Origin of the sequence: Delftia sp. DS1230 (assembly GCF_040112715.1) — a bacterium.
Taxonomy (GTDB): domain Bacteria; phylum Pseudomonadota; class Gammaproteobacteria; order Burkholderiales; family Burkholderiaceae_C; genus Comamonas; species Comamonas tsuruhatensis.
On the sequence record NZ_CP157763.1, the window covers coordinates 703210 to 717356 of the forward strand.

General features: G+C 69.4%; 12 protein-coding genes. 8 read left to right on the forward strand and 4 right to left on the reverse strand.

What is annotated here, in order from left to right; genetic code table 11:
- Nucleotides 1–17: 17 nt before the first annotated feature.
- Together AAN986_RS03215 and AAN986_RS03220 are read left to right on the forward strand one after the other, a co-directional pair.
- Nucleotides 18–1076, forward strand: a complete 1059-nt coding sequence (locus tag AAN986_RS03215) for a hypothetical protein (RefSeq protein WP_047218428.1) — start codon at nt 18–20, stop codon at nt 1074–1076.
- A 99-nt stretch (nt 1077–1175) separates the two neighbouring features.
- On the forward strand, nt 1176–1868 hold the full coding sequence (locus AAN986_RS03220) for an HAD family phosphatase (protein ID WP_047218429.1): 693 nt from the start codon (nt 1176–1178) through the stop codon (nt 1866–1868).
- A gap of 13 nt (nt 1869–1881) precedes the next feature.
- On the opposite strand, the gene AAN986_RS03225 is transcribed toward AAN986_RS03220, so the two are convergent.
- Together AAN986_RS03225 and AAN986_RS03230 are read right to left on the reverse strand one after the other, a co-directional pair.
- A complete protein-coding gene (locus AAN986_RS03225) occupies nt 1882–2547 on the reverse strand; it encodes a glutathione S-transferase family protein (RefSeq protein ID WP_047218465.1) in 666 nt (221 codons plus the stop codon).
- Between the two features lie 75 nt (nt 2548–2622).
- Complete coding sequence (locus AAN986_RS03230) at nt 2623–3699, reverse strand: AraC family transcriptional regulator (protein ID WP_016450029.1); 1077 nt, start codon at nt 3697–3699, stop codon at nt 2623–2625.
- Nucleotides 3700–3835: 136 nt separating this feature from the next.
- On the opposite strand from AAN986_RS03230, the gene AAN986_RS03235 reads away from it, so the two are divergent.
- Nucleotides 3836–5554, forward strand: coding sequence for an AMP-binding protein (locus tag AAN986_RS03235; protein ID WP_047218430.1), 1719 nt, complete (start codon nt 3836–3838; stop codon nt 5552–5554).
- 44 nt (nt 5555–5598) lie between these two features.
- Here AAN986_RS03235 and AAN986_RS03240 read toward each other — a convergent pair whose 3' ends face one another.
- A complete protein-coding gene (locus tag AAN986_RS03240; RefSeq protein WP_047218431.1) occupies nt 5599–7332 on the reverse strand; it encodes a Na+/H+ antiporter in 1734 nt (577 codons plus the stop codon).
- A gap of 92 nt (nt 7333–7424) precedes the next feature.
- On the opposite strand from AAN986_RS03240, the gene AAN986_RS03245 reads away from it, so the two are divergent.
- The 5 genes from AAN986_RS03245 (at nt 7425) to AAN986_RS03265 (ending at nt 13729) form a co-directional block, all read left to right on the forward strand.
- Nucleotides 7425–9032, forward strand: coding sequence for a carboxyl transferase domain-containing protein (locus AAN986_RS03245; protein ID WP_047218432.1), 1608 nt, complete (start codon nt 7425–7427; stop codon nt 9030–9032).
- A 34-nt stretch (nt 9033–9066) separates the two neighbouring features.
- Nucleotides 9067–9852 carry an enoyl-CoA hydratase/isomerase family protein gene (locus AAN986_RS03250; protein WP_034363212.1) on the forward strand — a complete coding sequence of 262 codons (786 nt, stop codon included), beginning with the start codon at nt 9067–9069 and terminating at the stop codon, nt 9850–9852.
- Between the two features lie 66 nt (nt 9853–9918).
- Nucleotides 9919–10668, forward strand: coding sequence for a DUF4126 domain-containing protein (locus tag AAN986_RS03255; protein WP_034363214.1), 750 nt, complete (start codon nt 9919–9921; stop codon nt 10666–10668).
- 51 nt (nt 10669–10719) lie between these two features.
- Complete coding sequence (locus AAN986_RS03260; protein ID WP_034363217.1) at nt 10720–12738, forward strand: acetyl/propionyl/methylcrotonyl-CoA carboxylase subunit alpha; 2019 nt, start codon at nt 10720–10722, stop codon at nt 12736–12738.
- Nucleotides 12739–12808: 70 nt separating this feature from the next.
- The gene (locus AAN986_RS03265) at nt 12809–13729 is read left to right on the forward strand and encodes a glyoxylate/hydroxypyruvate reductase A (protein WP_047218433.1); all 921 of its coding nucleotides are present in this window, start codon (nt 12809–12811) and stop codon (nt 13727–13729) included.
- Nucleotides 13730–13738: 9 nt separating this feature from the next.
- Here the strand turns inward: AAN986_RS03265 and AAN986_RS03270 are convergent, their stop codons facing one another.
- Nucleotides 13739–14107 carry a tripartite tricarboxylate transporter substrate-binding protein gene (locus tag AAN986_RS03270; RefSeq protein WP_074922559.1) on the reverse strand — a complete coding sequence of 123 codons (369 nt, stop codon included), beginning with the start codon at nt 14105–14107 and terminating at the stop codon, nt 13739–13741.
- Nucleotides 14108–14147: the final 40 nt, after the last annotated feature.

Here is a 14147-nt window from a genome sequence, read left to right on the forward strand (position 1 = left end):
GAGAAGGGGAGATAGTCATGAAGATGGTACAGCTCACGCGCCGCAGTGCGGCATTGATGCTTCTGGGAACCCTGGCCGCCTGTGGCGGCGGCGGTGGTGGTGGATTGGGAGAGCCGGGCGGCGGAGATCCCGGCAATGGCGGAAATCCTGGCAACCCCGGTACGCCCGGCAACCCCGGCAACCCCGGCGGCACGCCCACGCCGGTGACCGGCCAGTACCGCATGGAGACCGGTGCGGAGAACTTCGACGCGGCCCTGTCCATCATGAACGCGCTGGGGGCGCAGGGCTATGCCTTCACCTACAGCCTGGCCTCGGGCGGTACCGCCTTCCCCGTTCCCATCGGTGACTTCTACGTCACCGACACGGCCCACACCGGCACGCGCCTGGACTACCGCATGGTGCCGGACGTGGCGGGCGTCTCGGCCCTGGTGGCCCAGCTCAACGCACAGGGTGCGCAAGGCTACCTGTACAAGTCGGGCATGGCGTTCCCCAGCAGCACGCAGGACCTGCGCAACCTCTATGTGCGCAGCAGCAGCGCCGCCGCCACCTACAGCTACGAGACGCGCCCCGCCGTGGGTGCGCTGGACACGTCCGGCTTCACGCAGCAACTGGCCGAGATGAGCGGCCGGGGTTTCCGCTACATGGGCCCGCTGATCTCGGGCAACGAGATGTTCAACCTCTACGTCAAGGACTCCAAGGCGCCGGCCTTCGAGTACGCGGTGTTCGCATTGGCCGCGCCCTTCGGCATGGCCAACGGCACGGCGCTGAAGCAGCGCCTGGACGAGATGGGTGCCAAGGGCCACCTGCTGCGTGGCGCCCTGGTGCTGCGCGGCAATACCGAAGGCGTGCAGCTGTACGAAAAGAGCGGCGACCAGCAGGGCGCCATCGAGTACCGCGTCGAACCGGTGTCCCAAAGCGCCAGCCTCGCGCAGCGCCTGGAGCAGTTCAACCGCAATGCGGCCGAAGGCTTCTTCGCCTTCGGCGACGTGGTCACCGACGATGGCCGGTTCCATTCCATCTCGGTGCGCAACGTCCGCCGCATGGTGCATCCGCTGGCCGGTGCCTCCTTCCCCTGAGCAGGGCACAGGCATGCGCGGCCGGCGCATAATCCGGCCATTTTCCGCAGCAAGGGCGCCCCAGGGCGCCCTTGCTCAGTTTGTTTCGAGAATCCATCCATGACTGCTTTCGAGGCCGTGCTCTTCGACTGTGACGGCGTGCTCGTCGACAGTGAATCCATCACCAACCGCGTGCTGTGCACCATGCTCAATGAATCGGGCTGGCCCATCAGCACCGAGGAATGCCTGCGCGAATTCATCGGCAAGACCGTGCGCAGCCAGGCCGCGCTGATCGAGGCGCGCACCGGCAAGCCGCTGACCGACGCATGGATGGCCGCCTTCTACGAGCGCCGCAACGCCGCGCTGCGCGCCGAGCTGGTGGCCATTGACGGCGCGCTGTCCGCCGTCAGCCAATCCCATGCGCTGTGCGCTGGCCGCATCGCCTGCGCCTCGGGCGCGGACCGCGCCAAGGTGGAGATGCAGCTGGCCCAGGTCGGCATGGCCCCCTATTTCGAGGGCCGCGTCTTCAGCGGCCATGAGCTGCCGCGCAGCAAGCCCTTTCCCGATGTGTACCTGGCAGCCGCCGCTGCCCTGGGCGTGGAGCCGGCGCGCTGCCTGGTCATCGAGGACACGGTGACCGGCGTCACCGCCGGCGTGGCCGCAGGCGCCACGGTCTGGGGCTACTTCCCGGCCGACCAGGGCCACGCATCGGCCGAGCAACTGCTCGAGGCCGGCGCCAGCTGCGTATTCGGCGACATGGGCGAGCTGCCCGCCATGCTGCGCGCCATCGGGCAGGCCAGCGTCAGCGCTTGAGCTTGAGCCGGCCCTAGCGCAGCCGCGGCGAAGGCGTCTCGTCCACGGCCTGCGCACGCGCGGCCTGCTGCTCGGCCTGCAGCGCCCGCTGGAAGGCGGGCCGCTGCTGCAGGCGCTGCCAGTAGGCCTGGGTGGCAGGCCCCCATTGCGGCTCCATCTCCAGGTGCGCCGACAGCATCAGCGCATAGCCCACGGCTACGTCGGCAGCGGTGAAGCGGTCTGCCGCGAGCCAGTGGCGCTGCTCCACGGCCTGCTCCACGGCGCGCAGCCGCGCGAGGAACCAGCGCTGGTAGTCCTGGGCCACCTGGGGCTGGCGCCGTTCGGCTGGCTCGAAGTGCGCATAGCGCAGCACCAGGGTCTGCGGGAAGGTCAGCGTGGCATCGCTCATGTGCAGCCAGTTGAGGTAGGCCGCAAAGCCCGCCTCCTGCGGCTGCACGCACAGGCCCGCCCCGGGGTGCAGGGCGGCCAGGTATTCGCAGATGGCGGCTGACTCGGTCAGCCTGGCCTCGCCGTGGCGCAGCAGCGGCACCGTGCCCAGCGGGTTGAGCTCCAGGTAGCTGCGCTGCAGCACGCGCGGCGGAAACGGCAGCATGTGCAGCGTGTAGGGAAGCTGCAGTTCTTCGAGCATCCACAGCGCGCGGAAGGAGCGCGCGCTGACGCAGTGGTGGAGATGGTGCATGCGCAAAGCCTAGGCCAGATGCGCGGACGGCGGCAGTCGCGCAGGATGCAAATCGCGCCAGGATGCGCGCGGCCCTCACTCGGGCCGGGCTCGTGCGCTCTTGCGGAATTCGGAGGGTGACAGCCCCGTCCACAGCCGGAAGGCGCGGATGAAGCTCTTGTCGTTGAGAAACCCGCAGGACTGGGCGATGCGCTTGATGGGCCGGCTGGTGCGCAGCAGCAGGGCCACGGCACGCTCGCGCCGCACCTCGTCCTTGAGCGCCTGCAGCGAGGCGCCTTCTTCCTTGAGCTGGCGGTGCAGGCTGCGCTGGGACAGGTGCAGCTGGCGGGCCAGCGTGTCGGCCGTCTGCAGGCATTCGGCGTCGGCCGCCAGCAGCTGGCGCACGCGCTGCACCAGCTGGCGCTCGCGCCGGTAGGGGCGCACCTGCAGCGGCAGGGCGCGCTGCAGCATGCGCTGCAGCGCGGGCTCGTCGCGCGTCAGCGGCATATCCAGAAAACGCGCGTCGAACTGGAGGCAGGCCCGGGCCGCGCCAAACTCCACCTCGCCCGGCGGGAACAGCAGCGCATACACGCCCGCATGCGGCGGGGGATCGAAGGGAAAGCAGGCGCGCCGCAGCGGCAGCGGCTCGTCGATGAACCAGCTGGCCAGGCCGTGGATATTGCGCAGCACCGACAGCAGGCAGAACTCGCGCATGGCGCCCAGCGTGGACAGCTCCTCGATGGCCAGCGTGGCCAAGCCGTCTTCCTGCGTCAGCGTGAGGCGGATGTCGTCGGCCAGCAGGCCATGGTGGCGGCACCAGCGCGCCAGTGCCAGGCCCAGCTGCTCGCTGCCCATGCTGGCGCGCGCCAGCATGCCGTAGCTGCCCCAGGGCAGGCGCCGGGAGAACCAGCCCAGGGCCTCGTCGTCGAGTTCGCGCATGGCGGCATCGGACAGTGCCTCCATCTGCAGCGCCGTGATGCACTCGTTGCGCTCTTTGACGGAGTCTGGCGCAATTTGTGCCTTCTCCAGGGCGGACAGGGCGCTGATACCCCGGCGTTCGTAGGCCAGCATAATGGCCTGCACAAAGGCCATGGGCGTGACTGCAGGGTGTGCGGAGGCCATGGTGGCGGCCGCCTGGGGCAGGGGGGTCTTGACCAGCGAGGGGGTGAACATGCTGGCAATTATTGCAACCTTCGTGGCCTGTTCTGCTCGGGGTTGGCCCTTATGCTGCCACGCAATAGCTGCCGTGACGGGGCAGGCCACTGCATTTGCCCGTCCCAGGCGCCGCCGACGACACAGGAGACAACGCATGCCCGCCCAGAACGCCCCGCTCGCTTCCAGCCATGCCCAAGGCCGCACCGATGTGCCGCTGATCGAGCAGACCATCGGCGATTTCTTTGCCGACATGGCGGCCCGCCAGCCCGATCGCGAGGCCCTGGTCAGCCGCCATCAGGGCCTGCGCTACAGCTATGCCGGCCTGCACACCGAGGCGCGCCGCCTGGCCAGCGCGCTGCTGGGCCTGGGGCTGGACAAGGGCGACCGCGTCGGCATCTGGTCGCACAACAACGCCGAATGGGTGCTGATGCAGCTGGCCACGGCCCAGGTCGGCCTGGTGCTGGTCAACATCAACCCGGCCTACCGCACCTCCGAGGTGGAGTACGCGCTCAACAAGGTCGGCTGCAAGGCCCTGGTGACCATGGCGCAGTTCAAGACCAGCGACTACCTGGGCATGCTGCGCGAACTGGCCCCCGAGCTGGCCACGGCCGAGCCCGGCCGCCTGCATTGCGCGCGCCTGCCCCAGCTGCGCAGCGTGGTCTGGATCGACGTGGCAGGGCAGGGCGAAGAGCAGCCCGGCATGCTGCGCTTTTCCAGCCTGCTGGCGCGCGGTGATGCGCAGGATGCGCGCATCGACGCCGTGGCCGCCACGCTCAAGAACACCGACCCCATCAACATCCAGTTCACCAGCGGCACCACGGGCTTTCCCAAGGGCGCCACGCTGACCCACCGCAACATCCTGAACAACGGCTTTTTCATCGGCGAGTGCATGCGGCTGACGCCCGAGGACCGGCTGTGCATTCCCGTGCCGCTGTACCACTGCTTCGGCATGGTGCTGGGCAACCTGGCCTGCTTCACGCATGGCTCGGCCATCGTCTACCCGAATGACGGATTCGATCCGCTGCTGGTGCTGGAGACCGTGCAGGCCGAGCGCTGCACGGGCCTGCACGGCGTGCCCACGATGTTCATCGCCGAGCTGGACCACCCGCGCTTCAAGGAGTTCGACCTGAGCACGCTGCGCACCGGCATCATGGCCGGCTCGCCCTGCCCCATCGAGGTGATGAAGCGCGTGGTCAGCGACATGCATCTGTCCGAGATCACCATCGCCTACGGCATGACCGAGACCAGCCCCGTCAGCTGCCAGAGCGATGCCGACACGCCGCTTCAGCGCCGCGTGTCCACCGTGGGCAAGGTGCAGCCGCACCTGGAGGTGAAGATCGTCGACCCGGCCACGGGCGAGGTGGTGGCGCCCGGTGTCTCGGGCGAGCTGTGCACGCGCGGCTACTCGGTCATGCACGGCTACTGGGGGGACGAGGCCCGCACGCGCGAGGCCATCGACGACGATGCCTGGATGCACACGGGCGACCTGGCCACCATGGATGAGCAGGGCTACGTGAACATCGTCGGCCGCATCAAGGACATGGTGATCCGCGGCGGCGAGAACATCTACCCGCGCGAGATCGAGGAATTCCTCTACCGCCATCCGCAGGTGCAGGACGTGCAGGTCGTCGGCGTGCCCGACGTGCGCTATGGCGAGGAGCTGTGCGCCTGGATCATCGTCAAGCCCGGCCAGACGCTGACCGAAGACGGCGTGCGCGACTTCTGCAAGGGCCAGATCGCCCACTACAAGGTGCCGCGCTACATCCGCTTCGTCGAGGCCTTCCCGATGACGGTGACCGGCAAGATCCAGAAATTCAAGATCCGCGACGAGATGATCGCCATGCTGGATCTGCGCCCGGCCAGGACCGCCTGAGGGCTGCTTTCATGCGCTGCCGCCAGCTGTCCACCGCGTGCCGCCTAGGGCGTGCCGCCCTCGGGCGCGGCCATGGCCGAGGCGGCAGCGCGGCGCGCCACGACCAGGCGCTTGCGCAGCGAGATCTCCTGCATGTCCAGCTCGCTGACCAGGCGGCGCAGCGACTCGTCGTTGATACGGTGGGCCTGGCGCTCGGCGTAGAGCGCGTCGCGCTCCTGGTGGATGCAGCGCAGGCGCAGCTCGATCTCCAGCAGGTAGCGCAGCTTGCGCTGGCGCACGACTTCGGGCGCCTCGCGCTGGATCTCGATGCTGGAGGCCGTGCCGCTGCCGTCGTCCAGCAGCTGGACGCGGTTGCGGTACTCCTGCGTCAGGTGGCCCATGACCTCCTGGTGCATGGCCACCCATTCGGGCGTGTGGCCCTGGATCTCTTCCTCGCTCAGCGTCAGCCCGCCAATGGCGGACTGGCAGGCGGCCACGCGCGCCAGGCGCTCCTCGCGCACCGTGGGCGATTCGCCGGGCTGGGGCATGCGGCGCAGGATCAGCGGCAGGGCGATGCTGCCCAGCACCAGGGTGAACAAGATGGTGCCCGTGGCCAGGAAGACCAGCATCTCGCGGCCGGGGAAGGGCTGGCCGTTGTTCAGCAGCATGGGCACGGACAGCGCGCCGGCCAGCGTCACGGCGCCGCGTATGCCGGCCATGGTGGTGGCCAGGTTCAGCAGGTGCGAGGGGCGCTCTGCCATCTTTCCCTGGAAGTGGGCGCGAGCCAGGCTGCGCTGCACGCCCAGCGTCAGCCAGATCCAGCGCATCAGCAGCAGCGCGCTGGAGATGATCACCACATAGCCCACCAGCACCCACCATTCGCTGCCCGCATCGTGCAGCGTCACGCCGATGATGGAGGGCAGCTGCAGGCCCAGCAGCAGGAAGATGGCGCCGTTGAACGAGGCTTCCACCATGCTCCAGGTGCCCTCGGTCTGCAGCCGCTCGCTGATGTAGCTGCTGCGCTCCAGGTCGGCGAAGTTGGTGGCAATGCCCGCGGCCACGGCCGACAGGATGCCCGACACGCCGATCTTCTCGCCCACGATGTAGGCGGCGAAGGGCAGCAGGATCAGCAGCAGCACCATCTGCGTGGCCGCCACGTCGCCCAGGCGGCGCGTGATGGTGCTGCGCGCATAGGAAAAGCCCCAGCCGATCAGCGTGCCCACGCCCAGGCCGCCCAGGGCCATCCACATGAAATCCTTGGCCACCTCGGTCCACGAGAACAGGCCGGTCAGCGTGGCCGCGATGGCGAATTTCAGCGCCACCAGGCCCGAGGCGTCGTTGAGCAGGGACTCGCCCTCGAGGATGTGCATGGTCTTCTCGGGCATGCCCAGGTTGCGCGTGATGGCCGAGACGGCCACGGCATCGGTGGGCGAGACCACGGCGGCCAGCGCAAAGGCCACGGTCAGCGGCATGCCGGGCACCAGCCAGTGGATCAGCCAGCCCAGCCCCACCACCGTGAACAGCACCAGGCCCAGCGCCAGGCGCAGGATGGGGCGGTACAGCGAGAAGAACTCGCGCTTGGGGATGCGCCAGCCGTCGGCGAACAGCAGCGGCGGGATGAACAGCAGCAGGAACAGCTCGGGATCGAAGGCGATGTGCAGGCCCTTTTGCGGCCAGGCGATCAGCGCTCCCAGGGCGATCTGTATCAGCGGCAGCGGGATGGCGCGCACATAGCGCGCGGCAATGCCGGTCAGTGCCCCCAGCAGCAAAACGAGCAAGACGATTTCAACGGTGTGCATACGGCATTTTCCCCAGCCCGGGCCGCCGTTCTTTGCAGCACATTCGAAAAAACCAAGCGCCCGCATCGGGCAAACACAAGAAGAGGCCACACATGAGCATTCTGGGCACCCAACTCAATCCGCGTTCGGCGGACTTCCTGGCCAATGCCGCCGCCATGCGCGCCGTGGTCGAAGACCTGCAGGCCCAGGTGGCCAAGGTCGCCGAGGGCGGCGGCGAGGCCGCGCGCGCCAAGCACGTGGCGCGCGGCAAGCTGCTGCCGCGCGATCGCGTGGCCATGCTGCTGGACCCGGGCACGCCCTTCCTGGAGATCGCCCCGCTGGCCGCGCTCAACATGTACCGCAACGATGCGCCCGGCGCGGGCCTGATCGCCGGCATCGGCCGCGTCAGCGGCGTGGACTGCATGATCGTGTGCAACGACGCCACGGTGAAGGGCGGCACCTACTACCCGATGACGGTGAAGAAGCACCTGCGCGCCCAGGAGATCGCCGCGCAGAACCGCCTGCCCTGCATCTACCTGGTGGACTCGGGCGGTGCCAACCTGCCCAACCAGGACGATGTGTTTCCCGACCGCGAGCACTTCGGTCGCATCTTCTTCAACCAGGCCAACATGAGCGCCCAGGGCATTGCCCAGATCGCCGTGGTCATGGGCTCGTGCACGGCCGGCGGCGCCTATGTGCCGGCCATGAGCGACGAGTCCATCATCGTCAAGAACCAGGGCACCATCTTCCTGGGCGGCCCGCCGCTGGTGAAGGCCGCCACGGGCGAGGTGGTCAGCGCCGAGGACCTGGGCGGCGGCGACGTGCACACGCGCCTGTCGGGCGTGGCCGACCACCTGGCCCACAACGACACCCACGCGCTGGCGCTGGCGCGCCAGTCCGTGGCCAACCTCAACCATGCCAAGCAGCCTTCGGCCGGCGACCTGCCGCCCGAGGCGCCGCTGTTCGACGGCGGCGAGCTGTACGGCGTGATCCCCGTGGACACGCGCAAGCCCTTCGATGTGCGCGAGATCATCGCCCGCGTGGTGGACGGCAGCCGCTTCGACGAGTTCAAGGCTCGCTTCGGTGCCACCCTGGTCTGCGGCTTTGCGCGCATCGAGGGCATGCAGGTGGGCATCATCGCCAACAACGGCATCCTGTTCAGCGAATCGGCGGTCAAGGGCGCGCACTTCATCGAGCTGTGCTGCCAGCGCAAGATCCCGCTGGTCTTCCTGCAGAACATCACGGGCTTCATGGTGGGCCGCAAGTACGAGAACGAAGGCATTGCCCGCCACGGCGCCAAGCTGGTCACGGCCGTGGCCACGGCGGCCGTGCCGAAGTTCACCATCATCATCGGCGGCTCCTTCGGCGCGGGCAACTACGGCATGTGCGGCCGCGCCTACTCACCGCGCTTCCTGTGGATGTGGCCCAACGCGCGCATCTCGGTCATGGGCGGCGAGCAGGCGGCCAGCGTGCTGGCCACCGTCAAGCGCGACGGCATCGAGGCCAAGGGCGGCCAGTGGACGGCCGAGGAGGAAGAGGCCTTCAAGGCCCCCATCCGCCAGCAGTACGAGGATCAGGGCCACCCCTATTACGCGACGGCGCGCCTGTGGGACGATGGCGTCATCGACCCCGCCGACACGCGCCGCGTGCTGGCGCTGGGCCTGGCGGCCACGCGCAACGCGCCCATAGCGGACACGCGCTTCGGCGTGTTCCGCATGTGACGGCGGCCCCTCTTTCCTTGCAGCGAGGTACTTCATGAAAACCACCGCACTGACCCTCGAATTCCAGGGCCCCCTGGCCACCATCACGCTGACCCAGCCCGAAGTGCGCAATGCCTTCAGCGACGAGGTCATTGCCGACATCACCCACGCCTTCCACGCCGTGGGCAAGCGCAGCGACGTGCGCGCCGTGGTGCTGGCCGCCGAGGGGCCGGCCTTTTGCGCGGGCGCCAACCTCAACTGGATGCGCCGCATGGCCGACTACTCGCGCGACGAGAACCGCGAGGACGCCGGCCTGCTGGCCGAGATGCTGCGCGTGATCTACGAATGCCCGCAGCCCACCATCGCGCGCGTGCAGGGCGATGTCTATGCGGGCGGCATGGGCCTGGTCGCGGCCTGCGACATGGCCGTGGCCGCCGAGGGCGCGGGCTTTTGCCTGTCCGAAGTGAAGATCGGCCTCATCCCCGCCACCATCAGCCCCTACGTGATCCGCGCCATGGGCGCGCGCGCCGCCCACCGCTACTTCCTGACCGGTGAGCGCTTCGACGCGGCCGAGGCGCTGCGCATCGGCTTCGTGCACCGCGTCGTGCCCGCCGAAGAGCTGGACAACGCCGTGGACGGCCTGCTCAAGCACCTGGTCAGCGCCGGTCCCGCCGCCGCCCGCGCCTGCAAGCGCCTGGTGATCGACGTGGCCGAGCGCGAGATCAACGAGCAGCTGATCGCCGCCACCGTCGAAGGCATCGCCGACATCCGCGCCAGCGCCGAGGGCAAGGAGGGCGTGCAGGCCTTCCTGCAAAAGCGCAAGCCGGCCTGGCTGGCCTGACACGCGCAGGCTGCCCATTCATCGCGCCACCACCGAGCAACGCCGAGCCAACGCCGAGCCAACACCATGAGCACCCTGACCGACTCCCTCGTCCAGTGGCTGCAGTCCGTGGGCCTGTACCCGGGCCCGGCCGTGCACCACACGGTCAGCGAGGCGGCTGGCGAAGTGGCCGAGCGCGTGGGCCAGGCCACCAGCGGCATGGACATGGCCGGCCTGCTGGCGCTGGCCGCCGCACTGGGCTGGGCCAGCGGTTTCCGGCTCTACGCCGTGGTGTTCGTGACCGGGCTGCTGGGGGCGCTGGGCTGGGTGGTGCTGCCGGGCGGGCTGCATGTGCTGGAGCATCCGGCCCTGCTGTTCGCCAGCGGAGCGCTGCTGTTCGTGGAGTTCTTCGCCGACAAGATCCCCGGGGTGGACTCGGTCTGGGACCTGCTGCAAAGCGTGATCCGCATCCCGGCGGGCGCGGCGCTGGCGGCCGGCGTCTTCGGCGCCGACAGCGCGACCATGGCCACCATGGCGGCCCTGATGGGCGGCTCGCTGGCCCTGTCCAGCCAGGTGGCCAAAAGCACGACGCGCGCGGCCATCAACACCTCGCCCGAGCCGTTTTCCAACGTGGGCGCGAGCCTGGTGGAGGACGGCGCCTCGGTGGGCGCGATCTGGCTGGCGCTCACGCACCCGCTGGCCTTCGCCGCCGTGCTGCTGGTCGTGGTCATCGCGCTGTGGCTGCTGACCTGGGCGCTGTGGCGCTTTCTCAAGGCCGTGGTGCAGCGCCTGCGCGCGCTGTTCGGCGGGTCTCCCGCGATGAATCAAAAACCATAGCCGCCGGTCGCCGAATGACCGGGGCTGCAGAGAAAACACTGGAGATAACGCATGTTCAAGAAGATCCTGATCGCCAACCGCGGTGAAATCGCCTGCCGCGTCGCGGCTTCCGCCCGCCGCATGGGCGTGCGCACCGTGGCCGTGTACTCGGACGCCGATGCCCGCGCCAAGCATGTGCAGGCCTGCGACGAGGCCGTGCACATCGGCGGCAGCGCCCCCAAGGACAGCTATCTGCGCTGGGAACGCATCCTGGAGGCCGCCAAGGCCACGGGCGCCCAGGCCATCCACCCCGGCTACGGCTTTCTCAGCGAGAACGAGGAATTCGCCCAGGCCTGCGCCGATGCCGGCCTGGTCTTCATCGGCCCGCCGCCCTCGGCCATCCGCGCCATGGGCCTGAAGGCGGCCTCCAAGCAACTCATGGAAAAGGCCGGCGTGCCCCTGGTGCCCGGCTACCACGGGGCCGACCAGGACCCGCAGCTGCTGCAGCGCGAGGCCGACCGCATCGGCTACCCGGTGCTGATCAAGGCCAGCGCGGGCGGCGGCGGCAAGGGCATGCGCCTGGTCGAGCGCAGCGAGGACTTCGCCGCCGCCCTGGCCAGCTGCCAGCGCGAGGCCATCAACAGCTTCGGCGACGACGCCGTGCTGGTCGAGAAATACGTGCTGCGCCCGCGCCACATCGAAATCCAGGTCTTTGGCGACACCCAGGGCAACTGCGTCTACCTGTTCGAGCGCGACTGCTCGGTCCAGCGCCGCCACCAGAAGGTGCTGGAGGAGTCCCCCGCGCCCGGCATGACGCCTGCGCTGCGCCAGAAGATGGGCGAGGCCGCCGTGGCCGCCGCCCAGGCCGTGAACTACGTGGGCGCGGGCACGGTGGAATTCATCGTCGAGCAGCCCGGCGGCTACGACCAGCCCGAGGCCATGAAGTTCTACTTCATGGAAATGAACACCCGCCTGCAGGTCGAGCACCCGGTGACCGAGGCCATCACGGGCGAGGACCTGGTGGACTGGCAGCTGCGCGTGGCCAGCGGCCTGCCCCTGCCCAAGCGCCAGGACGAGCTGCGCATCACCGGCCATGCCATCGAGGCGCGCATCTGCGCAGAAAACCCCGACAACGGCTTCCTGCCCGCCACCGGCACCCTGCATGTCTACCGCAAGCCCGACTGCGCCAGCTTCCGTGTCGGCGACGTGCGCGTGGACGACGGCGTGCGCGAGGGCGATGCCATCAGCCCCTTCTACGACTCCATGATCGCCAAGCTCATCGTGCATGGCGACACGCGCGAACAGGCGCTGGCGCGGCTCGATGCCGCCCTGGCCGAGACACGCATCGTGGGCCTGGCCACCAATGTGCAGTTCCTGCGCCAGGTCATCGCCAGCGATGCCTTTGCAACCGCCAAGCTGGACACGGCGCTGATCGAGCGCGAGAAGCAGCATCTGTTCCACCAGCAGCGCCTGCCGCAGGCCCAGGCCGTGGCCGCCGCCGTGGCCCAGGTACTGCAGGCCGAGCGCGCGCAGGAAACCGCCGACCCCTTCAGCCGCCGCGACGGCTGGCGCTCGCACGGCGTGGCCGAGCGGCGCTGGGACTTCCGCCAGGGCGAGGCCGCCGTGCCCGCGCGCCTGCGCTACCTGCATGACGGCGCGCTGCAACTGGCCGTGGGCGAGGGCGAGTCCCTCGCCGAGGGCCTGCTGTCCTGGCAACAGGCCGGGGACGGCGCCTTCGATGTGCAATTCGCGGGCCAGCGCCTGCGCGCCCAGGTCCATGTGCTGGGCGAGCAATGCCATGTGTTCGCTCCCCAGGGCGCGGCCGTGCTGGGCCTGGCCGATCCGCTGGCCCATGCGGGCGATGTGCATTCGGAAGGCGGCCGCCTGACGGCGCCCATGCCGGGCAAGGTGGTCTCCTTTGCCGTCAAGGCCGGCGACAAGGTCAGCAAGGGCCAGCCGCTGGCCGTGATGGAGGCCATGAAGATGGAGCACACCATCGCCGCGCCCGGCGACGGCGTGGTGGCCGAGCTGCTGTATGCGCCCGGCGACCAGGTGACCGAAGGCTCCGAGCTGCTGCGCCTGGAAAGCTGAGCCCGCAGGCAAGACAGTTTTGCGCAAAAGTCGCGCGTGGGCGTCGCCAGGCCGTTAGGCTTGGCCACCTATGCGAGTGACTTTCTGCTGCGAAGACACCAGGCCCGACGCCTGGCTGCAAGGACTGCGCGCGGCCCTGCCGGGCGCCGAGGTGGACATCTGGTCGCCGGGCGCGCCGCAGGCCGACTACGCTCTGGTCTGGGCGCCACCCCAGCGCTTCATCGACGAGCAGCCGGGCCTCAAGGCCCTGTTCAACATCGGTGCCGGCGTCGATGCGCTGCTGCCGCTGCGCCTGCCGCCCGACCTTCCCGTCTACCGCCTGGAGGACGCCGGCATGGCCGTGCAGATGGCCGAATACGTCAGCCAGGCCGTGATCCGCTTCTTCCGCGGCCTGGACGGCTACGAGGCCGACATGGCCGCCGGCCTGTGGCAGCACCGGCCCAATCCCCGGCGTGCCGACTACCCCGTGGGCGTCATGGGACTGGGCCGCATGGGCGAGCGCGTGGCGCGCGCGCTGGCGGTGTTCGATTTCCCCGTCAACGGCTGGAGCCGTACGCCGCATGCCATCGACGGCGTGCGTGGCTTCTGCGGCCCGCAGGACTTCGACGCCTTTCTGCGCGCCACCCGCATCCTCGTCAACCTGCTGCCGCTGACCCCCGAGACCGACAGCATCATCGACGCGCGCAGCCTGGCCCTGCTGCAGCCGGGCGCCTATGTGATCAACGTGGGACGCGGCGGCCATGTGGCGGACGAGGACCTCATCGCCGCCATCGACGGGGGCTATGTGTCCGGCGCGTTGCTCGATGTGTTCCGCACCGAGCCGCTGCCCGACGGCCATGCCTTCTGGCGGCATCCGCGCATCACGCTCACGCCCCACACCTCGGCGCGCACCCTGGCGCGCGACAGCGTGGAGCAGATCGTGGGCAAGGTCGCGGCGCTGAGCCGGGGCGAGGCCGTGAGCGGCCGCGTGGACCTGCGGTGCGGCTACTGACGGGCGCGCTCAGTCCAGCGTCACGCCGGTGCTGCGTACCAGGGCACCCAGGCGCTGGGAGTCGCTCTTGATCAAGGCGCCGAATTCGGCCGCCGTGCCGCCCACGGCCGGCGTGCCTATGGCCTCCCAGCGCGTGCGGAAGGCCGGGTCCTTGAAGATGGCGTTGACCGTGGCATTGAGTTTGTCGATGGCAGCGGGCGGCGTGCCCGCGCGCACGGCAATGCCATGCCAGCCCGTGATCTGGTAGCCGGGCACGCCGGCCTGGGCCATGGTGGGCACATCGGGCAGCACCTTGCTGCGCTCTGCCGAGGTGACGGCCAGCGGGATCAGGCGCCCGCCCTGGATGTGCTGCAGCGAGCTGCCCACGATGTCGAACATCACGCCCACCTGGCGGCCAGCGCCTGCGGAGTGACCGGCA

Excerpts from the sequence above, each read along its gene's own strand:
- AAN986_RS03250 (WP_034363212.1), top strand. The coding sequence starts at position 9,067 with ATGAAAACCACCGCACTGACCCTCGAATTCCAGGGCCCCCTGGCCACC.
- AAN986_RS03230 (WP_016450029.1), bottom strand. The coding sequence starts at position 3,699 with ATGTTCACCCCCTCGCTGGTCAAGACCCCCCTGCCCCAGGCGGCCGCC.
- AAN986_RS03245 (WP_047218432.1), top strand. The coding sequence starts at position 7,425 with ATGAGCATTCTGGGCACCCAACTCAATCCGCGTTCGGCGGACTTCCTG.
- AAN986_RS03270 (WP_074922559.1), bottom strand. The coding sequence starts at position 14,107 with ATGTTCGACATCGTGGGCAGCTCGCTGCAGCACATCCAGGGCGGGCGC.
- AAN986_RS03215 (WP_047218428.1), top strand. The coding sequence starts at position 18 with ATGAAGATGGTACAGCTCACGCGCCGCAGTGCGGCATTGATGCTTCTG.
- AAN986_RS03265 (WP_047218433.1), top strand. The coding sequence starts at position 12,809 with ATGCGAGTGACTTTCTGCTGCGAAGACACCAGGCCCGACGCCTGGCTG.
- AAN986_RS03235 (WP_047218430.1), top strand. The coding sequence starts at position 3,836 with ATGCCCGCCCAGAACGCCCCGCTCGCTTCCAGCCATGCCCAAGGCCGC.
- AAN986_RS03260 (WP_034363217.1), top strand. The coding sequence starts at position 10,720 with ATGTTCAAGAAGATCCTGATCGCCAACCGCGGTGAAATCGCCTGCCGC.
- AAN986_RS03225 (WP_047218465.1), bottom strand. The coding sequence starts at position 2,547 with ATGCACCATCTCCACCACTGCGTCAGCGCGCGCTCCTTCCGCGCGCTG.
- AAN986_RS03220 (WP_047218429.1), top strand. The coding sequence starts at position 1,176 with ATGACTGCTTTCGAGGCCGTGCTCTTCGACTGTGACGGCGTGCTCGTC.
- AAN986_RS03240 (WP_047218431.1), bottom strand. The coding sequence starts at position 7,332 with ATGCACACCGTTGAAATCGTCTTGCTCGTTTTGCTGCTGGGGGCACTG.
- AAN986_RS03255 (WP_034363214.1), top strand. The coding sequence starts at position 9,919 with ATGAGCACCCTGACCGACTCCCTCGTCCAGTGGCTGCAGTCCGTGGGC.